This is a genomic window from Rhodococcoides fascians A44A (assembly GCF_000760735.1).
Taxonomy (GTDB): domain Bacteria; phylum Actinomycetota; class Actinomycetes; order Mycobacteriales; family Mycobacteriaceae; genus Rhodococcoides; species Rhodococcoides fascians_E.
Map to the genome: position 1 here is coordinate 227,093 of NZ_JMEX01000007.1, position 23,643 is coordinate 250,735.

General features: G+C 63.8%; 22 protein-coding genes. 10 read left to right on the forward strand and 12 right to left on the reverse strand.

Annotated features, from left to right (window positions below; all coding sequences use genetic code 11):
* Positions 1-145 precede the first annotated feature (145 nt).
* The 7 genes from BH95_RS11420 to BH95_RS11450 are packed head-to-tail and all read left to right on the forward strand — an operon-like array spanning position 146 to position 7,868.
* Positions 146-1,381: an ABC transporter substrate-binding protein gene (locus BH95_RS11420; protein WP_052060034.1), complete on the forward strand. Its 1,236-nt coding sequence runs from the start codon at positions 146-148 to the stop codon at positions 1,379-1,381.
* A 41-nt stretch (positions 1,382-1,422) separates the two neighbouring features.
* Positions 1,423-3,441, forward strand: coding sequence for an ABC transporter permease (locus tag BH95_RS11425; RefSeq protein ID WP_037182226.1), 2,019 nt, complete (start codon positions 1,423-1,425; stop codon positions 3,439-3,441).
* On the forward strand, positions 3,431-4,204 hold the full coding sequence (locus tag BH95_RS11430; protein ID WP_037182227.1) for an ABC transporter ATP-binding protein: 774 nt from the start codon (positions 3,431-3,433) through the stop codon (positions 4,202-4,204). Before BH95_RS11425 ends, BH95_RS11430 begins: the two co-directional genes overlap by 11 nt.
* The gene (locus BH95_RS11435) at positions 4,197-4,943 is read left to right on the forward strand and encodes an ABC transporter ATP-binding protein (protein WP_037182228.1); all 747 of its coding nucleotides are present in this window, start codon (positions 4,197-4,199) and stop codon (positions 4,941-4,943) included. Before BH95_RS11430 ends, BH95_RS11435 begins: the two co-directional genes overlap by 8 nt.
* Positions 4,940-6,598, forward strand: a complete 1,659-nt coding sequence (locus BH95_RS11440; protein WP_052060035.1) for a class I adenylate-forming enzyme family protein — start codon at positions 4,940-4,942, stop codon at positions 6,596-6,598. The genes BH95_RS11435 and BH95_RS11440 overlap by 4 nt, the downstream gene beginning before the upstream one ends.
* Positions 6,595-7,407, forward strand: coding sequence for an SDR family oxidoreductase (locus tag BH95_RS11445; RefSeq protein ID WP_037182229.1), 813 nt, complete (start codon positions 6,595-6,597; stop codon positions 7,405-7,407). The genes BH95_RS11440 and BH95_RS11445 overlap by 4 nt, the downstream gene beginning before the upstream one ends.
* Positions 7,404-7,868, forward strand: a complete 465-nt coding sequence (locus tag BH95_RS11450; RefSeq protein ID WP_037182230.1) for a MaoC family dehydratase — start codon at positions 7,404-7,406, stop codon at positions 7,866-7,868. The genes BH95_RS11445 and BH95_RS11450 overlap by 4 nt, the downstream gene beginning before the upstream one ends.
* A 95-nt stretch (positions 7,869-7,963) precedes the next feature.
* On the opposite strand, the gene BH95_RS11455 is transcribed toward BH95_RS11450, so the two are convergent.
* Positions 7,964-8,695, reverse strand: a complete 732-nt coding sequence (locus BH95_RS11455) for an HD domain-containing protein (protein ID WP_037182423.1) — start codon at positions 8,693-8,695, stop codon at positions 7,964-7,966.
* A gap of 26 nt (positions 8,696-8,721) precedes the next feature.
* Positions 8,722-9,696: a hypothetical protein gene (locus tag BH95_RS29530; protein WP_244164934.1), complete on the reverse strand. Its 975-nt coding sequence runs from the start codon at positions 9,694-9,696 to the stop codon at positions 8,722-8,724.
* A gap of 178 nt (positions 9,697-9,874) precedes the next feature.
* On the opposite strand from BH95_RS29530, the gene BH95_RS29790 reads away from it, so the two are divergent.
* A complete protein-coding gene (locus tag BH95_RS29790; protein WP_279615043.1) occupies positions 9,875-9,997 on the forward strand; it encodes a hypothetical protein in 123 nt (40 codons plus the stop codon).
* Positions 9,998-10,121: 124 nt separating this feature from the next.
* Here the strand turns inward: BH95_RS29790 and BH95_RS11465 are convergent, their stop codons facing one another.
* The 4 genes from BH95_RS11465 to BH95_RS11480 all read right to left on the reverse strand — a co-directional run bounded on the left by BH95_RS11465 (position 10,122) and on the right by BH95_RS11480 (position 14,077).
* Complete coding sequence (locus tag BH95_RS11465; RefSeq protein WP_157773071.1) at positions 10,122-10,379, reverse strand: hypothetical protein; 258 nt, start codon at positions 10,377-10,379, stop codon at positions 10,122-10,124.
* 54 nt (positions 10,380-10,433) lie between these two features.
* Positions 10,434-10,832, reverse strand: coding sequence for a DUF6188 family protein (locus BH95_RS29995; protein WP_371828317.1), 399 nt, complete (start codon positions 10,830-10,832; stop codon positions 10,434-10,436).
* The gene (locus tag BH95_RS30000; protein WP_371828321.1) at positions 10,757-11,161 is read right to left on the reverse strand and encodes a DUF6188 family protein; all 405 of its coding nucleotides are present in this window, start codon (positions 11,159-11,161) and stop codon (positions 10,757-10,759) included. The genes BH95_RS29995 and BH95_RS30000 overlap by 76 nt, the downstream gene beginning before the upstream one ends.
* Positions 11,162-11,284: 123 nt before the next feature.
* Positions 11,285-14,077 (reverse strand): DEAD/DEAH box helicase, encoded by a 2,793-nt coding sequence (locus BH95_RS11480; RefSeq protein WP_037182234.1) that lies wholly within the window; start codon positions 14,075-14,077, stop codon positions 11,285-11,287.
* Positions 14,078-14,172: 95 nt separating this feature from the next.
* Between BH95_RS11480 and BH95_RS11485 the strand changes: the two genes are divergently transcribed.
* Positions 14,173-15,381, forward strand: a complete 1,209-nt coding sequence (locus BH95_RS11485; protein ID WP_037182241.1) for a Fic family protein — start codon at positions 14,173-14,175, stop codon at positions 15,379-15,381.
* A gap of 40 nt (positions 15,382-15,421) precedes the next feature.
* On the opposite strand, the gene BH95_RS11490 is transcribed toward BH95_RS11485, so the two are convergent.
* From BH95_RS11490 to BH95_RS11515, 6 genes are all read right to left on the reverse strand, one after another.
* The gene (locus tag BH95_RS11490) at positions 15,422-16,234 is read right to left on the reverse strand and encodes a hypothetical protein (protein WP_037182244.1); all 813 of its coding nucleotides are present in this window, start codon (positions 16,232-16,234) and stop codon (positions 15,422-15,424) included.
* On the reverse strand, positions 16,234-17,460 hold the full coding sequence (locus BH95_RS11495) for a CaiB/BaiF CoA transferase family protein (RefSeq protein ID WP_037182247.1): 1,227 nt from the start codon (positions 17,458-17,460) through the stop codon (positions 16,234-16,236). Before BH95_RS11495 ends, BH95_RS11490 begins: the two co-directional genes overlap by 1 nt.
* Before the next feature lie 31 nt (positions 17,461-17,491).
* Positions 17,492-18,850, reverse strand: a complete 1,359-nt coding sequence (locus tag BH95_RS11500; RefSeq protein WP_033187865.1) for an MFS transporter — start codon at positions 18,848-18,850, stop codon at positions 17,492-17,494.
* Positions 18,851-18,873: 23 nt separating this feature from the next.
* Positions 18,874-19,839, reverse strand: a complete 966-nt coding sequence (locus tag BH95_RS11505) for a hydroxymethylglutaryl-CoA lyase (protein ID WP_037182250.1) — start codon at positions 19,837-19,839, stop codon at positions 18,874-18,876.
* Positions 19,836-21,116 (reverse strand): hydroxymethylglutaryl-CoA reductase, degradative, encoded by a 1,281-nt coding sequence (locus BH95_RS11510; protein WP_037182425.1) that lies wholly within the window; start codon positions 21,114-21,116, stop codon positions 19,836-19,838. Before BH95_RS11510 ends, BH95_RS11505 begins: the two co-directional genes overlap by 4 nt.
* Before the next feature lie 119 nt (positions 21,117-21,235).
* Positions 21,236-23,137, reverse strand: a complete 1,902-nt coding sequence (locus BH95_RS11515; protein ID WP_020112951.1) for a helix-turn-helix domain-containing protein — start codon at positions 23,135-23,137, stop codon at positions 21,236-21,238.
* 92 nt (positions 23,138-23,229) lie between these two features.
* On the opposite strand from BH95_RS11515, the gene BH95_RS11520 reads away from it, so the two are divergent.
* A complete protein-coding gene (locus BH95_RS11520; RefSeq protein WP_037182254.1) occupies positions 23,230-23,631 on the forward strand; it encodes a DUF6153 family protein in 402 nt (133 codons plus the stop codon).
* Positions 23,632-23,643: the final 12 nt, after the last annotated feature.

Consider the following 23,643-nt stretch of genomic DNA (forward strand, 5'->3'; position numbering starts at 1 on the left):
CGATAATATGACGCAGACGTCAATTCCACTTGTAGATGTCGAACCCGTCGACTCCAGTGGTACGCGGAATCGAAACGTCCTCGGACGCAGCAGTTCTTGGACGCAACAGTTCTCGGCCATCCTCCTCAGAAAGCCGGTTATCTCCATGAAGAAGTCTCAGTTCGGTGCGCTGATCGGTATTGCAGCGCTGGCTCTGTCCGCCTGTAGTTCGCAAAGCGCCGCGGAGACCGAGCTCGAAGGAGTCAAGGCGTCGGGTGAGCCCATCGTCATCGGTGCGCAGGCGCCGACCAAGGGTGGTGCGGCGTATCCGCAGACCGGCTTCGGGCTCGAGGCGGGCGTCAAGTACGTCAACGAGGTACTGGGCGGCATCGGCGGACGTCCGATCGAACTCGACATCTGCGCCGGCGACGGCAGCCCGGAGACGGCGATCAACTGCGCCAACGGCTTTGTCTCCAAGGGTGTTCCGCTGGTGATCGACGCGTACGACCAGAGTATCGGCGCAGCCATCCCGATTCTGGGGGCCGCGAACATCCCCGTCGTCGGGACGCTGTCCGGCGGTGCCATCGCCGATCAGGCCGAGTACGGCAAGACGTTCTACCTCACCGGGCCGACCGAAGTCAGTGCGGTGGGCAGCATGTCGGTGCTGGACGGACTCGGCAAGACCAAGGTGGCGCTGGCGGTCAACGAGACCCCGTCGTCGCACACCTACGTCGACACGCTCATCAAGCCGATCGCCGGCGCGTTGGGCATGTCCATGGAGGCGCAGTACCCACCGGCGTCGGGCGCCAACTTCAACGTGGTCGCCGCGACCCAGCTGTCCGACGACCCCGACGCCACCGGCGTCATCTCGCTACCCGAGGACGCGTGCACCGGGTTGTTCCAGGCGCTGCGGCAGCAGGGCTACCGCGGCACCATCTTCGCCGGATCCTGCTCGCAGTTCATCGACACGATGGGTCCGCAAGCAGCAGGTGCGATCGTCCAGCCGCGCCTGTGGGTCCCGTTGTCCAAAGACGCTGCACCGCAGGAAGTTCAGGAACAGCTCGACGACTACACCGCGGCCATGGACGCCGTCGGGCGGGGCGAGGAACTCTCGGCGCGATCGCTCTACTCCTTCGCCGGCGTCGTCAACGTCGCCAACATCCTCACCGCAGCAGGCGGCGACATCACCGCAGCGTCGGTCACCGAGGCCATGAAGAACGTCAAGGACTTTCCGACCTTCGCAGGCCCGACCGTGACCTGCGACGGACAGCAGTGGCCCGGAATCGAGAGCGCCTGCAGCAAGCAGGCGATCTTCTTCGAGGTCCAGGAGGACGGCACCCTCGCCCCGGTGAACGAGGGCGGCTACACCGAACTCGACCCGTCGCTGGTCCCTGCGGCGTGACGGCTCGTGCCACGAGCATTTCAACTCATCGGAGTAAGTGAATGAGCACCTACATACAGTTCATCGTGCTGGGCCTCGGCCTGGGCGCGGTGTACATCGGACTCGCCAACGGCTTGCTGCTCGTGTTCCGGGCCACCGGCATCATCAACTTCGCGCAGGGCGCCACCGCCATGTGGGGTGCGTACGTCTTCGCGCAGCTGCGCATCGACGGAGCCCTCGTGCTCCCCATCGGCAGAATCGAACTGGGGGACGTTCCCTCGACGCCGGTCGCGTTGGCGATCGGGCTCGGCATGGCGATCCTGCTCGGATTGGTCACGCATTACCTGGTGTTCCGGCCCGTACGCCGCGCACCCGCCCTTGCCCAGGTCGTCGTGTCAGTGGCCCTGATGCTCTCGGTCCAGGCGCTGGTCGTGATTCGGTTCGGGCCCAACAACATCGCCGTCGACTCGCTGATTCCCGTCGGCACGGTCGAGGTGTTCGGCACCGAGGTCTCCTCCGCCGAACTGATCATGACGGCGATCATGCTCGTCTTCTCGGCGCTGATCTGGGGATACTTCCGCTTCACCCGAGCGGGCGCCGCCACTCGCGCCGCGGCCGAGAACGAACGCGGCGCAACGCTGATCGGATTCTCGCCCGACCGACTCGCGGCGATCGCCATGGTGTTGGCGGCCTTCGTCAGCACCCTCGGCGTCATCCTGGGTGCGTCGCTGACCGGACTCAACCCGCTCAACTACACGCTGCTCGTCGTGCCGGCGCTGGCCGTGTTGCTGGTGGCGCGGATGGAGTCCGTCGCGGTCATCGCCGTCGCCTCGCTCGTCCTCGGTGCGTTCCAGTCGGTGCTGAACCTGTTCGTCGGCAAGGACTGGTGGCCGGTCTGGGCCCAGTCGGGCGTCGACCAGGTCGTGCCGTTCCTCGTCGTCATGGTCATCCTGTTCGCGTTCGGTGGGCGGTTGCCCTCGCGCGGATCGCTGCAAACCATCAAACTGCCGGACGTCAAGATCCCGCAGTTCAAGCCGATCCCCGCGGCCATCGTGATCGTCGTGGTGGGAGTGCTGCTGGCCGTGACGTCCGGGACCTACCGGTTCGGCCTCACCTACTCGATCATTTTGATGCTGCTGGCCCTGTCCTACGTCGTCATCACCGGCTATCTGGGTCAGATATCCCTGGCGCAGTCGGCCTTCGCCGGCGCTGCCGGGTTCGCGTTGTCGAAGGTCTCGACCAACTGGAACATGCCGTTTCCGATCACGCTGATCTTCTGCGGGCTGGTCGCATCGTTGCTCGGCATGGTGGTCGCGTTGCCCGCCTTCCGCATTCGCGGCGCGCAGCTCGCCATCGTGACCATCGCCGCGGCCCTGGCCATCGAGCGCTTCGTGTTCAACAACTACAGCCTCACCCCGCCGTCGGGCAATCCGATCGAGAACCCGAGCTTCTTCGGACTCAACCTCGGTGTCCGCGAGGGCAGTGACGTTGCGCGTCTGGCGTTCTCCTTGACGGTCCTGGTCATCGCCGCGGTGGTGGTGTGGGGATTCATCCGGTTGGCCTCCGGTGACACCGGACGAATGTTCCTCGCCGTGCGCGCCAACGAACGAGCCGCCGCCTCCAGTGGCATCGACGTCCGGTTGACCAAACTGATCGGGTTCGGTGTCTCGGCGTTCATCGCAGGCGTCGCCGGCTGCCTCATCGGCTACAGCGCCGGCCAGCTGTCCGCGGAGTCGTTCACGGTCTTCGTCGGACTGCAGGTGCTCGCGGTGGCCTACCTCGGCGGGATCACCTCGTTCAGCGGCGCCGCGGTCGCCGGCGTGATCGGACCGTTGGGCATCATCTACGTGCTGATGCACAGCTTCTTCGAGCTCGGTGACTACTACGCCCTGATCTCCGGCATCGCGCTGATCATCACGGCCATCATGAATCCGGTCGGCATCGCAGGCGAGGCGAGTCGGGTCGCCGACCTGATCCGCGCCCGCCGGAAGAAGTCGACGACGACGGCAGCACGTCCACCGAGCGGAACCGACGGAACCACGGACAGCAATCGAAAGGTGGCGTTGACCGATGCCAAGTAACTCGGGGTCCGGTCTCTCGACCGACAACCTCACCGTGCGGTACGGCGGCGTGGTGGCCAACTCGAACATCTCGCTGACGGTCTCTCCCGGAGAGATCGTCGGGCTCATCGGACCCAACGGGGCAGGCAAGACCACCTTCGTCGACGCGGTCACCGGCTTCACCCAGGCCGAAGGTGACGTGTCCCTCGACGGTTCGAACATCAGCGCGTTGCCTCCGCACAAGCGGCGACGCGCCGGCGTCTCCCGAACGTGGCAGTCGGGCGAGCTCTTCGCCAATCTCAGTGTGGCGCAGAACGTGGTGGCGGCGCTGCGGCCGGGTGGTGTCGCCGCGGTGTGGCGTGACCTGTTCGGACGTCGTCGCAAAGTGGTCGATCCGGAGGTGGGGGACGCACTGGCCACCGTCGGACTCGTTGGCGTCGAGGAGACCCTGGCTCGCGATCTGACTCTGGGACAACAGAAGTTGGTTGGTGTCGCCCGCGCTCTGGTCGGCAACTGTCGACTGCTCCTGCTCGACGAACCGGCCGCCGGTCTGGACTCGCAGGAGAGCCTGGAATTCGCGAAACGGATCCGCGAAGTGGCACAGGACGGTCCGGGCGTGCTGCTCATCGACCACGACATGTCGCTGGTCCTCGGTGTCTGCGACCGGATCTACGTCATGGAGTTCGGCAAGATCATCTTTTCCGGCACCCCGGCTCAGGCGCGAGTCGATCCTGCCGTCGTGGCCGCGTATCTCGGAGTACCCATGGAGACGACCAATGTCTGACACAGTGCTGCTCGCCGAGAATCTCACCGCCGGCTACAACGGCGTTCCGGCCATCAACGATTTCAACCTGACCGTCGGTGCCGGGGAAGTGGTGTCGATCCTCGGCCCCAACGGCGCCGGCAAGACGACCACGCTGCTCTCCCTCGTCGGGATGTTGCCCGCCCTGTCCGGGACGGTCACGGTGCTCGGCGCTCCGGTGGACTACAAGCGTCCGTACATGATGGCCCGCCGAGGTATGCGACTCGTCCCGGACGATCGCGGAATCTTCTTCGCGATGACCGTGCGCGACCACCTCAGACTTGCGCGCAAGAAGCCGGACAAGCACCGCGAAAAGTTGGTGTTCGAACGCTTTCCCGCGCTCGCGAAGATCGAGTCTCGCAAGGTGGGACTGCTGTCAGGCGGTGAGCAGCAGATGCTCGCGATCGCCGGCGCCCTGCTGTCCGAACCGAAGATCCTGATGGTCGACGAGATGAGCCTCGGCCTGGCGCCGATGATCGTCAAGGAAATGCTGCCCGCGATCCGAGACCTCGCGCAGGCGGAAGGAATTGCCGTGGTACTCGTCGAACAGCACGTGGAACTGGCCCTGGCCGTGTCCGATCGAGCGGTCGTCCTCAATCACGGTCGGGTGGTACTCGAAGGCAGCGCGCGGGACTTGTTGGCAGACCGCTCGCAACTCGAAGCAGCGTACTTCGGCGCGGACGAGTTCGCGGCAGTCGAACACGAGATGGTGGAGCAATGAACGCAGCGTCCGGCTCGGATACCACCTACGCGGGTGACGGCAGCTACACGACGTTCAACGTCCTGCCGGGAGACTGGCTGCGCCTGGCCACCCGGCGCGCACCGGACAACGTCGCATTCGTCCTCGCCAACGGCGAGACCCTGACGTTCCGCCAGGTCAGCGAGCGAGTCAACCAGCTGGCGGATCTGTTGGTGGAGAACGGCGTCGGCACGGGCGACCGCGTCGCGACGATGGCGACCGAGAGCATGCGACACATCGAAGTGATGCTCGCGACGCTGAAGATCGGCGCGACGTTCATGCCGCTGAACTTCCGACTCAGTCGCGACGAAGTCGACGTGCTACTCGACAGTGGGAAGCCGCGTCTGCTGTTCCACTCCGGTCGCTACGAGTCGCTGCTGGCCGGCATCCAGGACAAGCACACGTCGATCCAGAAGGTCGTCTGCCTCGATCATTCGGGTGAGACCGCAGAGTTCTACGACGATGCCGTGCGTGAGCGGCCCACCACCGAGCCGCCGGCCCGCCGAGCCGGCGCCGAGGACATCGCCATCCTCGCGTACACCAGCGGTACGACGGGCATGCCGAAAGGCGTGCAGACCTCGTATCGGATGGCCCACGCGTGCTGCATGGTGCAGATACTCGAAATGAATCTGAGCCGGGACGACTTCTTCCTGACGTCGTCGCCACTGTTCCACTCCGCCGGGTATTTCCAGGTCTTGATGTGCCTGTACCTGGCCACACCGGTCCTGGTTCTGCCGCAGTTCGATCCGGTCGAGGTGCAACGGTGGCTCGCCCGCGACGACGGCCCGACCGCGGTGTTCCTGGTGCCCACGATGCTGCACACGGTGATGGAGACGCCCGGCGCACGCGAGGCGGCCTACCCGCGGCTACGGCTCATCTGCTACGGTGGCGCACCGATGCCACCGGCGTTGTTGCGCAGTGCCATGGCGTTGTTTGGCTGCGATTTCGCAAACTGTTTCGGGGCCGGCACCGAGAACGGCGCGGTCACCTGGCTCACGCCCGCCGACCATCGTCGAGCAGCAGCAGGCGAGGATCGGCTGCTGGGCTCGGTAGGCCGGCCGGGAGTGGGCGTCGAACTACGCATCTGCGACGACGACCTCAACGACCTGCCCGTCGGTGAGATCGGGGAGATCGTCACGCGGAACAACTCGACGATGTCCGGCTACCTGGACATGCCCGACCGCAGTGCGCGCACGCTGCCCGGTGACGGCTGGTTCCGCGCAGGCGATCTCGGCTACCTCGATGCGGACGGCTACCTGTGGCTGAGCGGACGGGCCAACGACATGATCATCCGCGGCGGCGAGAACATCTACCCGCTCGAGATCGAACACGTCCTGGCCGAGCACCCCAGCATCTCGGAGATCGCGGTCGTCGGCGTCGAGGACGAACGGTGGGGTGAATCGGTCCGGGCGTGGGTCGTGCTGCGCTCCGGATCGGACACCTCGCCCACGGAACTGGCCGAGTACTGCACGTCGCGGTTGGCCAGCTACAAGGTGCCCACCGAATTCTGGTTCGTGGCCGAACTTCCGAAGAACGCGAGTGGCAAGTTGTTGAAGCGAAAGTTGGTCGGATGGTCGCCGGAAGGCGTCCACGCCTCCGGAGGTTCGTCCGTGCGAAAAGAGGTGAGTCGAGAATGATTCTGGACCTGTTGTCCGACAAGCTGTTGGCCGGTAAGACCGCGTTCGTCACCGGCGGTGGCAGCGGAATCAATCTCGGGATCGCCCGTACGTTCGCCGGCCTCGGGGCGGACGTCGCGATCTGTGGCCGCACCCAGGAGAAATTGGACGCTGCCGCCGAGCACCTGCGCACCTTCGGCAACGGCGTCGTCACGTCGGTGGCCGACGTTCGTGACCACGCAGCCGTCGCGGCCGCACTGGAGAAATCGGCCGACGCACTCGGTCCGGCCGACGTCGTCGTGTGCGGCGCGGCAGGCAACTTCGTTGCGCGTGCCGAGGACATCAGCGCCAACGGGTTCAAGACCGTCGTCGACATCGACCTGCTCGGCACGTTCAACGCATCGCACGCTGCGTTCGCGCAACTGCGTGAAACTCGAGGCAATCTGCTGTTCATCTCCGCCGCGCAGGCGTACCTGCCGTTCGCGTACCAAGCTCACGTCGGTGCAGCCAAGGCCGGCATCGACTCTCTGATACGCAACCTCGCCCTTGAGTGGGGCCCGTACGGAATTCGCTGCAACTCCGTCGCACCCGGTCCGATCGAGGGCACCGAGGGCATGAAGCGACTGGAGCAAGTCGCGGGCAGAGAAACTTGGACCCGGATGATCCCGCTCGGTCGTTACGGAACCACCGAGGAGATCGGAGCCATGGCAGCAGTGGTGGTGTCACCACTCGGAGCGTTCATGACCGGCACCCGAATCGTCGTCGACGGCGGACAAGGGTTGACCGGGTCCTCCGAGTTCAACAACGCAGTGGCAGCGGGACTCCGATGACCGCACTGTTTTCGCCGAGGTCCATCTATGACCTACGCCAGCAGACCGGTCGACGTCTCGGGCCGACGGACTGGGACGAGGTCTCCCAGAAGCAGGTCGACGAGTTCGCCGAGCTGACCGGTGACCTCCAGTGGATTCACATCGACACCGTTCGAGCTGCCGACGGGCCGTTCGGTGGGACAATCGCACACGGCCTGTACACGCTCTCCCGGGGACAAGCTCTGTCGCAGAGCCTGTTCGACTTCGGGGCCTTTCCCCACGTTCTGAACTATGGCTACAACAAGATTCGATTCCCCGCGCCGACGCCGGTCGGATCTCGAATCCGACTGAGTGCTGAAGTGACCGACGTGACCAACGTCGACGGTGGAGTGCAGGTAGCCACCACCTACATCGTCGAATGCGACCGGTCCGACAAACCTGTACTGGTTGCCGAGTCCATTCTGCGCGTTCTCGTTTCCTGACCTGCAGTGCATTCAGGCTAGCCAGCTGGGCGGGTTTCCGGGCTGGACGGTGCAGTAAGCTCCGGCTGTTGGTCTGCGCCAGGGTTGAATTCCGATCAACCCGCCAGGCTTGCGGCCAGTCTCGACAGCTTCGCTTCGATGACCGTGAGGCCGTTTGGGTTCAGATCGAGTGCCGTTGTCAGTCCGTCGAGGGCATAGCCGAAGATCGGTACCAATGGCGCGTACTTGGCCTGCAGTTTCGCTCGCTTGGCGTCGTCCTGTAGATACTGCACGCTGCCGGCGTTGTCGATGAAGTCGGTGTATTTGACGAGGAAGACATTGGGGTCGGTGATGACGTCCGCAACGTGCTGGGCATAGGCGGCGTTTTTCTCTGCTTTCGTCAAAGGGATGGAGATCGGTGGGTTGGTGACTGCCGCAACGATTCTCGCGGTCTCAGGGCCGAAGTGATTTTCGATCAGCAGGAGTGCGTTCTCGACTGACGGGTCCTGAGCTGCACCGAGCACCTTTACGATGTTCTCGGGTTGGTCTTCGACGGTGTCGTGTAGTGCAGTGGCGGCGAGTACGTCGGTGTCGGCGCAGCCGAGCCGGATCAGACGCAGGACGTTCCTGAGCGGGTGGACGATGTACGGATCCACCGGGTAGGTGGCGCGGCCGATGCGGGTCTGCGACAGGTGGACGGCCGTGGCAATTTCTATCGCATAGCGGAGTGTGCCGAGGTCGACCCGATCGTGATCGACTTCGTGGTCGATCGCGAAAACGATTGCGGCGGAATCCATCTGCTTGAGTTTCGTTGCTCTGAAGGTGGCGGCGAGGGGGCTGTCGGTCATCGGGGTCTCCGATTCGGTAGTGGGGATCATGAGGAGCGGGGGAGTTCATCGGCGGTGCGATAGGAGCATCCGAGCGCATCGGCTGTGTCGAAACCTGCCTTGTCTCGAAACCACGAGGTGCAGGTCTGGGCGAGCAGTCGGATGTCGCGGGTGAACAGGTAGCCATCGGTGCAGTCGTCGAAGTATCCGTCGTAGTGCCAGATATCGAGGGTGAGACCGTCGGACGAGTAGTCCGCGAACGACAGTCGTTCGAGCACTTGCTTCGACAGCCTGAGCATCAGGACGCCGTCGCTGAGGAAGACGACCTGGGCGCAGACGACGGGGCTGTCGGCGGACTCGTCGTAGTCCTGCGGACCGAGTTCGATCAGGAAGCCCAAGGGCTGGTCGTACATGGACTCGGCCAGCCATTCCGTCATCGCGTCCCACGGATCGACGTCGAGCCGAGTGCCGTGGACGACGAATGCGTCGAGGTTCGAGCCCTGCGGGATGGGCGCTTCCCAGGCATCGAGGATGTCGCCGTCACAGACGGAGTTGAAGTTTCCGTCGTCGTCGCGCCAGACGGCCCCGAAGCCGAAGTCGCTGGTGTCTGTGATTCCGTCGACGGACGTGTGGATGATGCTCCACCCTTCGAGCCGGACCCGGAGATCGGTGACGACGACGGTCCGATCACCGTCGTCGGTCACGTAGCGCCACTCGGGCAGCCGCGGCTGAGCTGCATCGATTTCGATGACGTCGTCGTAGAGAGCGACCTCGGCCCGGTAGATGTCGGCACGCACGGACCGGACTCGGGTGATCGTGCGGTCTTGATCGAGCGTGATCGACGGTTTGGCGATCGAGAGTGCAGCGCTCAGCGGTAGCACTCGCTGTTCGAGGATCACCTGCGGTCGCCCGGCCGCAGAGCGACTCAGCCGCACGTTGCGAGGATCGTCGAGCACCTTCGTCAGTCGGTCGTCGCGGAGGTGGCGCGTGGTGGCGTTCTCGGGTTCGACCTCGACGATCACTGTCGAGCAGCGGCGGGGGTCTGCGTCGTGCGACCATGCCGGCAGATCGCCGAGTCCGGGAAATGTGGAAAGCCTGGAGTCCTGCCTTCACCCAGTCGGTGTGTGGGGAGTCGAGGCAGACGAGCGCGTTTCCTAGCGGTGACTTGTCCAGGTGCACTGTGCGGATGTGCTCGGTGTCGTGGCGGACGCTGCTGATCAGATCGTCACGGCGGTGGGGTGTCAGGTCTTCGAAGCGGAGATCGACCTCGACGACGATGGTGAATACGAGTGGGTCGGTTGGCGTGCGGGCAGGGGTGGGTAGTTCCATACTGCTCATTTCTGTCGAGTAGACGTGAATATCAGCGAGGTGCCTTCTCGAGAAGGAATGCCGACATCATCTTTATACCGTGAGGCACCGACAGATTTATTCGAGCTGCACGTGGTTCTCATTTACGCGGACCGGGGATGGGTCCGATGAGGGAGTTGCCGTTCTCATCCGTTCCGTCGGACGGTTCCATGTCGTCGTGTGCAGCGCCGCCCCAGGGCATCTCAAGGTCTTCGTTCATGTTGACGGCCTGAACCAGGTAGCCATCCCCGGCTGTTTCGAGGATCTGCACGAGGTCGCCACGACCGATCTTCAGATGAGCAAGGTTGTCTGTGACTACGCGGGCCAGCTCGTAGCCCTCAAATCTCCCGTTCTTCACTGGTCCATCCATTCCGCAGTTGATTCAGCGTGGACAGCTCCTTGCTCGGTGCAATCATCGATCAACATGATCCGTAGCTGATCGAGGAAGCACTAAGGAGATGCCCGATGTGAAAACGAGCCGGATCGCGTTGTCACCCGCATCGACTGAGGCAACCTCCATGCCGATGAGCCCTACGAGCTCCAATGCGTGCGGGGCAAGACAGGTCGGAGACACAGTAAGGAGTGAGGTCGTGCCGTCGGCCTCTCGAAGCGCGAACGACTTGGTGACGGATATCGAACTGTGGTCGGAGAAGTGCAGGGTGAAAACGGAATCGAAGGCTTCCCGAATGACGGTGCTACCACGTGCAGGCCCAGCTGAGTCGTAAGTCTTGCTGATCACGTCGTCCATATCGATAAATCCCCTGTCGGTCCTGAGATCACTCGCCCGCCGTTCGATCCGCTGAACTCCCATGCCTCACCATCACTGTGCGGCGACGAGATCGCCGTGCCGTCAGCGAAGACGACCGAGAGGTCGCCGGACTCGTTGACCTCTGCCGATACACACGTGGCGCCTATCATCTGCAGCGCAAGGGAGAGACCCTGCGCGATGGTTGCGTAACCGACGTTATTCGGAGGCGAAGCGGGGGTCTTCGGCCCATCGATCGAAAAGTCGCCGAGTGCGATGCTGTCTCCGCGTTCGAATTCGAGACAGATGTCGAAATCGACGAGCACTCGTGTAAGTCGCTGTCCTTCTGGTCCTAGTTGCATGGCTTCATCCTGGCGGGGTCGGGTAGAAACCATCCGCGTTTCAAGGGATACGTGTCTCTGGTGAGTTCCGCGGAACAAGCTTTCCGTCGTCCGCGGTAAAGGTCCTGTCGCCTGACTACTACGCGACACTTCACCGCAGCGCCTGCTGTTCCTCGGTCAAAAGCGATGTGTTTCTGCAGAAGTCCGGGCCGTGCGCGCCGCGGGGTCATCAGTGTCACCGGACAGAACTTCCGCTGCGGTGACGAGCGCGAAGTCCGGTCGCCCGAGCAGATTCGCTATCGCGACCATCCCTGGACTCTCCGTACGGCGAACGACGCTCCAGTCGCCGATGATGTACAACCGTTGTTGCGCACGCGTTATACCGACGTTCAACAACTTGGCTGCTGATACTTCCCGTTCGTTTCCGGACAGATCAGCCATTGCTGCCCAACGCAGGCCTTCCGAGCCCTGCATGAGGTCAAGAATCACTACCCCGTATTGGCGTCCCTGAAATTTGTGAGCCGTCCCGCACTCGATGTTTATGTTCTTGCGGCGCGCCAGGGAGCCCGCCCTGGATGCATGCGCGGCGTACGGACTCACCATTCCCATCGATACCTGGCTGTCTCCGCGATGACTGGCGTATATCGCCTCGATGAGATCAAGTCCTAGGGGATGAACCCACGACGTGCCGTCGCGCCGTAAACCCTGGGCGGGGTGAGCGGAGGTATCGACGAAAATTGCATACGGAGATTCTGCAGTACCTCCGGGATTACTCCAGGAGCTCTCCAACAGACCGTCGTAGCAGAATTCGTTGACCAAGTCGGCCAATATGGGTGGGTAGCGAAATTGTGTGTTGAGCGCGACGCAGCGTGAGTTAGTCTCTGCAGAAGCACGATTTGTGACTCCGAGTAGTCGAAAAATGTCGTCTTTCTGCCAGGGCAGTATCCGCCGGTCTCGTTCGGTGATGGCATCGTCCGTGTCGGTGATCGGAGCATTCTGGAGAAAATCTCCCACGTACGCGAGCGACCGATCGGCCTTCGAACCCGCGTAAACGAGATCACCGATCTGTGCGGACGCCGCTTCATCGACGATCACAGTGTCGAACCGGCGGTTCGACAGTTGAGAATTGCCACCCAACGTCGCCAATGTGCATGCGACGATCGGCGCTTCTTCCAGCAGCAACTTCTTGGTTGCCGCGTACTCGTCATCGAGAAGTTTCTTCCGACCGTCCAGCTCTCGCGCCGCAGTTTCGAGAGCGGCAACCCGTTCGTTGTAGATTTCTCTGTCTGTCAAGGCATCCAGCGTTCCATCGGCCAGAGCCTCTGCGATGGTGCTGTCGCGATCGGGTACGGCGTCCGCGGCAGTTGCCACTGTCTCGTACTGGTCGCGTAGTCGACGGGTCGCGTGCGCGCGTGCAGCGTCAGCTTTGACCAGCTCGTCTTTCTGAGCCTTCAACGCCCGAGCACGTGCGAGTGCTTCTTTACGCACCTTTATCTGCGCCGAAAGAGTGGACGCGTTCGCGCTCACCCGCGACACCAGTTCACGCGCATCCGCGCGTCGGGCACCAGCCGCGGCGATTTCGTTGGCTAGCGCATCGCGAACCTCGGCAGCACGACGCACGCGGTCCTCGGTTCGACGGCGGCGCCAGGGCAAGCCCGAAGCCCAGGTCTGGCGTGCTGACGTTGCGTTGGACCACTCGACCACAGCGTTCGAATGCGCGACGTGTAAGGAAGCGAGTGTCTGTTCCGTGACAGCGAGTTGTAGAGAGCATTCCTCCGATGATCTGGACGCCAGCTGAAAGTGGGCAGTCAGGTCAGCCAGATCGGACGCGTAATCAGTTTCGCGAACGGCGGACCGATCCAGTTCCGCAATGTGGGCTTGGAAGCGCGCGTGTTCGGATTCCGCGACGGAGATGTCCTGCGCCAGCGAGCCCGCAAGGTCGGCAGCCTCGCGTGCGCGGAGTGCAGTCTCGACCCTTGCGCCCCTGCCCTGTTCCAGCTTCTCGATGATCAACTCCAGGTGCGTGCGATCGGGATGTGAGGCGTTCTCGTTGAGCGCGGCCGCGATGGTCTCGAGTTTTTCGACCCGATTCGTCAAGGCAGCGGCAGCTTTGTCGACCGTGAGCCATGGGTGCTCGCTCACTGTGCGGGTCAAGCCTCCGGAACGTCCGCCGACGCGAATCACGCTGCCAGGCTTATCGACCGTTTCTACGACGGACTCGACCACGTTGTCTACCGCGACGTTGGTATGTGAGGTGATGAGAACGGATCGACCACGTTTCAGGGCGTGCGAAACAGCGTCCACGATGACCTTTGTCTTGCCCGTACCGGGTGGGCCCCATATCAGCCAGGGCCCGCCGAAGGTCATCGCTGTGAACGCTTGCTGTTGCCGGACATTGAGGTCCGAGCTGCCGCTGAATGCGGGGAGGTTCCCCGGTGACCACAAGTCGACGACCAGCGGCGCTCGCGTTGCCTCCGCCAGACGCGCTTTGAGCTGCCTCAGTAGGTCCAGGTCGAAGTCATCCGCATACGCAACGTGGACGTGGGTGGCCGTTCCGAGAGACCGGCGCACCGCGGCGGTGATGGTGAAGACAAGGCGACGAGCCCGCGGCTTGTATGCGAACTCGACCTCGTGTCGAGTCGGCTGGCTGGCGTGCACAGTGTCCGCGTCCATGACGTAGAACGTTCGGTCGGACCACCCTCGTTGCGGTGGCGGGGCAGAGGCCATCACCGTCAACAACGGCCTGGTCGGGAGCGCAAGCGGCGTCCTGGTTACTTGAACGAATTTCGCGGTCTGGAGCCTCCGCGCGATGAGTGCGTCCACCCCGTCGAGGGTGTTCTGCTGCACCCATTTCCATGTGGTGGCAACTCCTTCCGCAGGTTGTTGTCTGCGCACGGCGGCGCCATCCGATGTTCCCCCACCCGACATGACCAACACCGTATAGGTGACGGGTGACTGTGTCTCCGCCATACCCTGCTTCCTTCTGTGTCGGTGGTGCTGTCGTAGGCGAAGACTTCGGAGTCCATACCAAACGATAAGCCAATAAAGTTTGGTATGGTGGGTCGATGGCCGACGATGCATATTCGGGCCTGGCCGCTGTCAGCTATGAAGATCGGCCATGGCAATTGTTGTCTGCTGCTGCATCCAGGACGCAGCGCAAGCTGCATGCAGGTGACTACCGGGCCGCGGTGCCTCCGCGGATTGCCGATCTGGAACTCCGACTCACCGATGAAGTCTCGGCCGAATCCGAGGACGCGCTGCGCGAAATTGTCCGATTCGACGAGTACGCATCGCAGCGTCTCGGCTCGTCGACCGAGTTGGCGCCGATGAGTTCGATCTTGCTCAGATCCGAGAGTGCGGCCTCGTCGCAGATCGAGAACCTCACGGTCGGCGCGCGGTCCCTTGCGCTGGCCGAGCTGGGTTCACCCTCCAGTCGGAACGCATCGATTGTCAGCGGCAACGTGCGTGCGATGGAGGCCGCACTGGCGGCGAGTTCGACGGTGTCTGCCGAATCCGTGCTCGCCATGCACAGGGCACTGATGGAGCCGGCGGGCGATCCCGACGCCGGGCAATGGCGAACCCAGCAGGTCTGGATCGGTGGTTCGAATTTCGGACCCCACCACGCCGCATTCGTTCCGCCGCATCACGATCGACTCGAGGCCTGTTTGGACGACCTCTTCGTGTTCGCGTCGAGAGTTAATCTGCCCGTTCTTCCTCAGGTGGCCGTCGCGCACGCGCAGTTCGAGACCATCCACCCGTTCACCGATGGCAACGGCCGCACCGGCAGGTCGTTGGTACATACAATGCTTCGTCGGGCAGACGTGGTCGAACGCGTCACAGTGCCGCTGTCCGCGGGTCTGCTGGCCGACACTGCGTCGTACTTTGCGAGTCTCGACGAATATCGACAGGGCGATGTCGAACCGATCGTTCGCCGGTTGAATGCCGCGGCGTTCGCCGCTGTATCCAACGGAAGGATGCTGGTCGACGAACTCGCCGATGTGCGAGACCGGTTCGGCGTCAACGTCGTTGCGCGTGGCGAATCGGTTGTGTGGAGCCTCCTCGACGCTCTCATTGCACAGCCGGTAATCGACAACCCCTTCGTGCAGAGGACATTCGGTGTCAGCGACATGGCGGCTCAGCGGGCTATCGATCGACTCGTCGGCGCGGAAGTTCTCCATCAGACCTCGAAGGGGCGACGAAACCGCGTCTGGCAAGCGGACGAAATCCTCTATGCACTCGACCGTTTCGCTGAGCGCACGCGTCGGGGGCGGTGATGAACTGCGCTGAAATCCCACGCGGCCAAGGAGACGCCCACTAACGCGCGGTCACCAATCCCCGGGCCAGGACACCGCTCTGGGCGTCCACGACCAGAACCTCGCTACCCGAATCGGTTTCACGCCCGACCAATCGAACCTCTGCGTCCACGAAGACCGGTGCCTGCATCTGGAGCGAGAACCTCTCGACCTGGATCCCCGGCTGCGATCGGACAGCGAAGTCGAGCAACAACATCCGCACCAAAGGTCCGTGGACCAGGAGGTCCCGCAGACCCTCGATGCCGCGAGCCCAATCCCGGTCGTAGTGCACGAGATGTGTGTTGAACGTCAGTGCCGAGAACCGGAACAGCTGGCGGGAATCGAGCGTCAAGGACTCCGTCCACGCCCACTCCGCATCGGGTGCTGGTGCCGGCGGCTTCGCGACAGCACCGGGCTTCGCAGCCTCGAGGAACACGTCGTGCCAGACGCTCGAGATCGCAAGCTCACCGGCGACGAGGTAGCTTCTCTCGACATCGGCGAACACCAGCCGCCCGCCTCGCCCCTCCTTCTCGACGACTGCGCCGGCCTGAACTCGCTGCTCGACGACGTCGTCGTACGCCAGGGGTCGATGAAAGACAGTGTCTTCACCGGCGTACATCCGTCGCGGCAGGTCGATGACAGGTAGGACGCCGTCGTCGGCGGGGGAGCCATCGGGGCGGAGATCGGCGAGAGCGGAGTCGAACGGAAAGTAGATTCCCTCCCAGCCCGGAGGGAGCTCACCCGTCGGCTTCGGTTCTGCGGCGAGAGGCGCGAAGGTGCCGCGATAGGCGGCCGCGGGCGCGATTCGCAGGGACTCGGTTCGGACCACCGCCATCAGACGACCCCACCCGCACGCAGATCGGAGATCTTCTCGTCCGAGTACCCCGCCATACCCGCGAGGACCTGATCGGTGTGCTCACCGAGCGAATTGGCCCGACGGGCCGGATCGGCAGGCGTCGCGCCGAGTTTGATGGGCTGCCCGAACATGCGCAGCGTTCCGAACTTGCCGTAATCCGCCTCGACGATCATGTCCCGCTCGGCGGTGCCCGGATCCTCCACCACCTCACCGATGTTCTTGATCGCGGTCAGCGGAATGACGGCACCGGCAAGATCTTCCAGTTCGGAGCGCTTGCGCCCGTCGAACCAGCTGATGATCAGCGGCTTGACGCGACGCTCGTAGACCTCGGGGTCGAAACGCTTGCGCATGGTGTCGATCTCGGGATCCGTCGCGGCCTCCGGCGTGCCGAACAGCTCGCAACTCGCGTTCCACAGTCGGTCGGTGTAGCCGCCGAAGAACACCTGGCCATCGGCGCAGGGGAACAGTTCGTACGGTCGCACCCAGGCGTGCTTGTTGCCCGACGGCACGGCGGTCTTGCCGTCGACGGTGTAATCGACGACGGCAGTTTCCGTCATCGCGAAGATGCTGTCCACCTGTGCGACGTCGACGAGCTGGCCCTGGCCTGTGCGCTCGGCGTGCCGAAGTGCGGTGAGTGCACCGATCACGCCGAACATGGTGGCGGAGAGATCACCGATCGTGACCCCGACGCGCACCGGTTCCTCGCCGAGCTGACCGTTCATCGACCACATACCGCCTGCAGCCTGGGCGGTGTTGTCGAACGCAGGATAGGAACTGCGCGTACCGGTTTGGCCGTAACCGGAGATCGCCAGGTAGACCAGCCGCGGGTTGATCTCGGCGAGGGTGTCGTAGTCGATGCCCAGCTTCTTGGTGGTACCCGGCCGGAAGTTCTCGATCAGCACGTCGGCCTTCGCGACCAGGTCCTTCAGAACCGCCTTGCCCTCGTCAGCGCCGAGATTCAGCGTCAAGCCCAGCTTGCCGCGGTTGTACTGGGCGTAGTACGCGGAGAATTCGTCGTCCTCGGTCTTCATGTAGGGCGGGAACCCGCGGGCCACGTCGGGACCCGTCGGATTCTCGATCTTGACGACCGTCGCACCGAAGTCTGCGAACATCTGCGCTGCGTAGGCACCGGCGAGAACGTGCGAGAGATCGAGCACCACCACGCCGGACAGTGATCCTGCGTTGCCTACCTGAGGGAAAGTCATAGAACTACTCTTTCTATATCGGTACTACAGATCAAGCGACGGGCTCGACGTCGGCCACCATGATGGGATCCAGTGTGTCGTCCTGCACCTTCGACGGCAAAGTTTCGGGAAGGAAGGCGATTCCGACGAGGCCGATGATGCTCAGGCCCATCAGGTAGGCGGCCACGAGCCAGGGGCTTCCGCTCGACGCAGCGACGAGTGCGGTGGCGACGAGAGGCGCCGTGCCGCCGACTGCAGCCGCGGGGATCTCACGGGAGATGGCGATGCCACTCCACCGGGCGTTCGTCGGAAAGATCTCGGCGAGCAGTGCAGCGGAAACGCCGATGGTGGCGCCCTGAATGACGGCGAGGCCGAGGACCAAGCCGACACCGACGAGCAGGATGTTCTCGGTGCCGTACAGCCAGAAGAGCGGGAACGCGAGCACGATGCCGAACACTGCCGCACCGAGAAGCACTGGCTTGCGGCCGATGCGGTCGGCGAGCTTACCGAAGTACAGGGTCGTCGGGATGGTGAGGAGCTCGGCGATGATCAGCGCGACCAGAGCCGCTGTGGGATCGACGGTCAGTGTGCCGGTGACGTAGGAGACCGAGAAGGTCTGCACGATGTAGACCCACGGCAAGGTGAACGTGAACAGCGCCATACCGCAGATGAGGATGCGCCAGTGATTTTTCACGGCACCGGAGAGCGGCGAGTTCTGCACTGCGCCGTCCTTGGCGGCTTCCTCGAATGCGGCTGTCTCGCTGACCCGCAGCCGGAAGTACAGTGCGAACGCGACGATCACTGCGCTCGCGACGAACGGGATTCGCCAGCCCCAGGCGAGAAATTGCTCGTCCGGCAGCAACGTCAGTAGTGCGAACGTGGTGGTAGCCAGAGCCATTCCGAGATAGACCGACGCACCCGGGAAGCCCGCAGTGTAGGCGCGGCGCTGAGGATCGGAGGATTCGCTGGCCATCGTCATGGCACCGGCGAATTCCGCACCGGCTCCTGCGCCCTGGAAGATGCGGAGCACGATCAGCAGGATCGGTGCCCAGATGCCGATCGAATCGGCGGTGGGTAGCAGACCGATGAACGTCGTCGCGATACCCATCATCATCAGTGTGACCAGCAATGTCATCTTGCGTCCGACGCGATCGCCGTAGTGCGCGAAGATCAGACCTCCGATGGGCCGAGCTCCGAACCCGACCGCGAACGCCGCGAAGGCACCGAGCATTCCGGCGAAACTGCCCGCGCCGGGGAAGAACAGCGGTGCGAACACCAGAGCCGATGCGAGGCCGTAAAGAGTGAAGTCGTACCACTCGATGATGGTGCCGACCGAGCTGCCGATGACGGCGTGACGACGTTCCTTCTTGGTCTTGGTGTCGACCTCGGGGAGGTTCGGTGTGTTGGACATGTTGCTTCCTTCGGGGGCTGAGATCAGCGGGTGGGGGAGAGTGCGTGATCGGCGCGCGCTGCGGACAACGCTCGCACGACGGAAGAGTCACTGGGCCGCCCCATCGCGGAGGCAAGCCAGTCGGAAACTTCGGCAAGTGCATGTAGATCGATGCCGGTCTCGATGCCGAGGCCGTCGAGCATCCAGAGCAGGTCCTCGGTGGCGAGGTTGCCGGTAGCGCCCTTGGCGTAGGGGCACCGGCCGAGGCCCCCGGCCGACGAGTCGAACTCGGTGACACCGGCCGTCAGCGACGCGTAGACGTTGGCGAGGGCTTGACCGTAGGTGTCGTGCAGATGCATCGCCACTCGGTCTACGGAGATACCCCGTGCAAGAACAGCATTCAGAATTGCATGGACGTGACCGGGTGTCGCGACACCGATGGTGTCACCGAGTGACAGCGTCCCGACGCCCATCTGAATCAGGCTTTCCGCGATATCGGCGACGCGTTCGACGTCGACGGCGCCTTCCCACGGATCACCGAAACACATCGAGATGTAACCGCGCGTCGCGGCACCACCTGCAGTAGCACCCTCGACGACGGTGGCGGCCGACGACAAGGCGTCGGCGACGGTTGTTCCGAGGTTCTTGGCCGCGAAAGTTTCGGTGGCACTGACGAAGACGGCGATCTCGGTGGCACCGGCGGACAGAGCACGATCGAGGCCGCGTGCGTTGGGCGCCAGCACGAGCTGCCGGATCGACGACGGTAATTCCAGACTCGCCATCAATTCCTCGGCGTCGGCGAGTTGCGGCACCCAGCGCGGGGAGACGAAGCTCGTCAGCTCGAGGTTTGTGATGCCCGCGGCGACGAGTCGACGACAGAATTCGGCCTTCGTTGCCGTCGGGACCATCGTCGTCTCGGCTTGGAGACCGTCACGTGGGCCGACTTCGTAGACGCGGACCGAGTTCGGCAGTGCCGAGTCGCGGTGCACGTCGGGACGGGGAAGGCTCATACCAAGCTGCCGTTTCGGAGCTCGCCCAGCACCTTCTCGGCGTGCTCGACGCGGATCGAGCGGTCCCCGATGAGCCGCTGGACGACGTCGTCCAGCTCGGCGGCCGTCGCCCCCGCGGTGACGGCAATGGTGCGGGCGTGAAGCCGCATGTGGCCCTGCTGGATTCCCTCAGCCGACAATGCGCGGCACGCGCCGAGGTTCTGAGCCAGCCCTACCGCGACGATGACTTCGGCCAACTCGGTCGCAGACGTGACGCCCAGGATCTCGATCGAGGTCCTGGCCACCGGATGCGCTTTCGTCGCGCCGCCGACGAGGCCGACCGCCATGGGAACCTCCAGCGTTCCGGACAGGTGCCCGTCGGCTGTCTTCTCGAAGTGGGACAGGGCGGTGTAGCGACCGTCGGCACCGACCGCATGGGAGTGGCAGCCCGCCTCGACGGCGCGGGTGTCGTTGCCCGTCGCGAGTACGACGGCGCTGATGCCGTTCATGATGCCTTTGTTGTGTGTTGCTGCTCGGTAGGGATCCGCCTCGGCGAAGGCCGACGCATGAACGATATTGTCCACGACCTCCTCGCCGCCCAGTAGGTCGCGGTCGAAGACTGCGCGAGCCCGCACGATGCGCTGGTCGGCCTTGTTGGTCAGGATGCGCAGCAGTGGCCTACCGCCCGCAATGGTGGCCACGCGTGGTGCAATTGCCTCGGCCATCGTGTTGACGGCGTTGGCGCCCATGGCATCTCGAACGTCGACGACGATGTGCACGACGACGTGCACTCCGGTACGGGTGGGCAGGACACGGACGGTGAGATCGCGAGCACCACCACCGAACTTCACCAGCGTCGGATCCTGAGCGTTGGACAGTTCGAGGATCTCCTCGCGCGCTTCGAGGATGCGCAGACGAGCTGCCTCGGGGTCCTGCACGTCGAGCAACTGAATCTGCGCCTGCATGACCGGCCCGGTGTGGGAGACGAAGAATCCACCGTGCGGACGTGTCATGCGGGAGGCATTGCTGGCGGCCGCGACGACGGACGGCTCCTCGGTGGCCATCGGGACGAGGTATTCACTGTCGTTCACCATGACGTTCGTGGCGATGCCGACGGGGATGCCGAGGACGCCGACGACGTTCTCGACCATGTGATCGGCCTGCTCGACGGACAGGCCCGCCGTAGGATCCAGCGGCTCGAGCGCGGTCTCCGGCAGGTCGGTGCGCTCGGCGACGACGCGGCGACGCTCCAGCGGCGACAAGTCCTTGAAACCTGGAATTCGGCTGCTGACGGGCACTTCATCCTCCACGCGTTCGTCTCTGATGTATCGAACTCGAACGCTACGGGCATAGTGTGACGTGCGATATGTGTCATTGACCCATCGATCCGGACTATCGGTGTGCTGAAAGCACACAGCTATCGCAGGCGCGCGGCTCTCAGGGCGTCCAGCCGGACTGCAGTGGAAATACGGAACAGCGCTTCGTCGTCCCGCCAGCCGTCGCCCAACAACAGACGGAGTCGCTCCAGTCTCTGCAGGATCGTGTTCGTGTGATAGCTCAACGCACGAGCGGTCTTGGTCGGACTCGACTCGTTGCGCACGAATGCGCGCAGCGTCGCGACGAGGTCCGTCCCGTGTTCGGCGTCGTAGGTGATCACCGACCCGATCGTGTGGTCGATGAACGAGTGCACGGCCTCCGGATCCGACCCGAACATCACCATGTAGGGGTGGAACGACTCGGTTGTGACGACACCGTCGTCGATGCCGAGTGCGTCGAGCAGTCGAGCAGTTCGGTGTGCGACGTCGAATCTGTCCGACAGGACATCGACCGACGGTGCGGGCGGGGGCACGATGACACGGACATCCGGCACACCGCCGCTGAGGAGGATGCGTCGCACCTCGGTCGCGCTGGCGATGCGGTCGGAACTGTGGATCACCGCGACCAGTACATCCGAGTACTCGCTGACCAATCCGTTCCGAAAGTGCTGGGCAACGAGTGACGTTGCGGTACTACGCGATCGAGACGTGGTGATGACGAGAACCGTGTCCAGGGTGGAGGAGTCGACGCCATGAGCGCGAGCACGACGGTCGAGATCGCGGCGACGTTCGGGCGACGGGTCCAGAACGTCGGCGATGATCTCGTGTCGAACACGTTGGTCGGCGTCGGCGACGGCGTTCTGCTGCAGGGTGAGCAAAGCCGCCACCTGGGCGGCGCGTTCGATGGTGCGGTCGTCGACAGGACCGAGTTCCAGCTCGCCCGGGCTGAGTAGGACCGCGCCGAAATACAACTCGCCGGCCGTGACCGCAGCGACGACCTGGATGTCCGACGACGTACTGTCGACGTAGGAGCAATGACCGGTCGCGCGGCTCTGTTCCACCGCCCGGTGGGCGGCGCTTCCCATGCTGACGATGGCCGAGATGTGCGCTGACTCCTCCGACGACGCCAAAATGCGCAGATCGGCATCGACGATGGTGACGTAGCGTCCCAGCGCCCGCGCCAATGTGGTTGCCACTTGGCTGAATCCGCCGCCGACGAGCACAGCCTGCACCAATTCTTGATGCACGGTGTTGGAACGGTCGCGCACGGCGACGTGCTCGGTCAACGTGCGAAGTGCAGTGCGGGCCTCCTCTTCCGACGCTCGAAGCTGCGCCAGCGTGTTCGCGGTCTGCAGCACGATCGACGCGTGGTCGGCCAGCGCGGACAGCATCGCGATCTGCTCCGGCGCGAAGACATGTTCCTGACGTGTAGCGGAGAACAACACGCCGAGAACACGGCCGTCGGAGAGCATCGGCACGCCGAGGATCGACACGATGCCTTCGCCGTGAACGGCGTCGTCGATGTCGGTGTCGTGGGTCCCCTCGTCGTACTCGCTGTAACGCTGAACCCATTGCGCGCTGCGCGAATCGGCGATCCGGCTGGCGAGCCCCATGCCTGCCGGCACTCGAAGGCGTCGAAACTGAGGGGTGACGGATCCGATCGTCTTGCGAACGTGGAGGTCCCGGGTGCCCGAGTCGAACTCGGACAGGTACGTGACGTCGCTCCCCATCATGTCGTGCGCACGCGAGACCAAGCGTTCGAGCAGTCCGTCGATGTCGCGCACTTCTGCCAAGTCGCGGGCGCTGGCGAACAGGGTGCCCAGCTCGTGCTCTCGCCGGCGGAGCCGACTTACCTCCTCTCGCATCGCACGGGAGCGCAGCAGTGCTGACGCCCGTGTTGCGGCATCGACACCGAGCTCGGCGAGGCGCGCGTCGAGCTCGGTGTCACCGATGTCGTCGGTCAGCGCTTCGACAACCTTCGCGGAGTTGTCGGCAGGTGTCATGGGTTCGAGACTAACCAGCTGCCGATCCGTGGGGTGCACCACGAGACCAGCGGCGCTACCCCCTGGGGGTATATGTTGCTATCGTCGATGGCATGCAGTCAGTCGGCTTCCGTGGACGAGGCGCAGCCTCGACTGGACTTCTGATTGCCCTGGTGGTGTTCGGGGTGCTGCTGATGCATTCTGTGACGCCGGTTCTGTCGGCGTCTGGATCGATGATCGGCGATCATGGCTCGATGGTGGCGTCGGACGCCGTCGACGGCTCGGTTCCTGTCGCATTCAGCGAGCATGACTGCCCGTCGGCGCATCAGATGATGCACCCCTGCATGGGCACCACGGTGTCGTGGTCTGCGCTGACCGACCCGGCGACGAGCGGTGAGATCGACCTGTCGCCGATATCGACGGAGTGGCGCCACATGCGCATCGACTCGACTCAGGAGCGAGCTCCTCCATGGACATTGTGGGTGTTGGACAAATCGGTGACCTTGCGAGTGTGACAGGGAGCCCGG

Excerpts from the sequence above, each read along its gene's own strand:
- BH95_RS11420 (WP_052060034.1), top strand. The coding sequence starts at position 146 with ATGAAGAAGTCTCAGTTCGGTGCGCTGATCGGTATTGCAGCGCTGGCT.
- BH95_RS11425 (WP_037182226.1), top strand. The coding sequence starts at position 1,423 with ATGAGCACCTACATACAGTTCATCGTGCTGGGCCTCGGCCTGGGCGCG.
- BH95_RS11430 (WP_037182227.1), top strand. The coding sequence starts at position 3,431 with ATGCCAAGTAACTCGGGGTCCGGTCTCTCGACCGACAACCTCACCGTG.
- BH95_RS11435 (WP_037182228.1), top strand. The coding sequence starts at position 4,197 with ATGTCTGACACAGTGCTGCTCGCCGAGAATCTCACCGCCGGCTACAAC.
- BH95_RS11440 (WP_052060035.1), top strand. The coding sequence starts at position 4,940 with ATGAACGCAGCGTCCGGCTCGGATACCACCTACGCGGGTGACGGCAGC.
- BH95_RS11445 (WP_037182229.1), top strand. The coding sequence starts at position 6,595 with ATGATTCTGGACCTGTTGTCCGACAAGCTGTTGGCCGGTAAGACCGCG.
- BH95_RS11450 (WP_037182230.1), top strand. The coding sequence starts at position 7,404 with ATGACCGCACTGTTTTCGCCGAGGTCCATCTATGACCTACGCCAGCAG.
- BH95_RS11455 (WP_037182423.1), bottom strand. The coding sequence starts at position 8,695 with ATGACCGACAGCCCCCTCGCCGCCACCTTCAGAGCAACGAAACTCAAG.
- BH95_RS29995 (WP_371828317.1), bottom strand. The coding sequence starts at position 10,832 with ATGGGAGTTCAGCGGATCGAACGGCGGGCGAGTGATCTCAGGACCGAC.
- BH95_RS30000 (WP_371828321.1), bottom strand. The coding sequence starts at position 11,161 with ATGGTTTCTACCCGACCCCGCCAGGATGAAGCCATGCAACTAGGACCA.
- BH95_RS11480 (WP_037182234.1), bottom strand. The coding sequence starts at position 14,077 with ATGGCGGAGACACAGTCACCCGTCACCTATACGGTGTTGGTCATGTCG.
- BH95_RS11485 (WP_037182241.1), top strand. The coding sequence starts at position 14,173 with ATGGCCGACGATGCATATTCGGGCCTGGCCGCTGTCAGCTATGAAGAT.
- BH95_RS11490 (WP_037182244.1), bottom strand. The coding sequence starts at position 16,234 with ATGGCGGTGGTCCGAACCGAGTCCCTGCGAATCGCGCCCGCGGCCGCC.
- BH95_RS11495 (WP_037182247.1), bottom strand. The coding sequence starts at position 17,460 with ATGACTTTCCCTCAGGTAGGCAACGCAGGATCACTGTCCGGCGTGGTG.
- BH95_RS11500 (WP_033187865.1), bottom strand. The coding sequence starts at position 18,850 with ATGTCCAACACACCGAACCTCCCCGAGGTCGACACCAAGACCAAGAAG.
- BH95_RS11505 (WP_037182250.1), bottom strand. The coding sequence starts at position 19,839 with ATGAGCCTTCCCCGTCCCGACGTGCACCGCGACTCGGCACTGCCGAAC.
- BH95_RS11515 (WP_020112951.1), bottom strand. The coding sequence starts at position 23,137 with ATGACACCTGCCGACAACTCCGCGAAGGTTGTCGAAGCGCTGACCGAC.
- BH95_RS11520 (WP_037182254.1), top strand. The coding sequence starts at position 23,230 with ATGCAGTCAGTCGGCTTCCGTGGACGAGGCGCAGCCTCGACTGGACTT.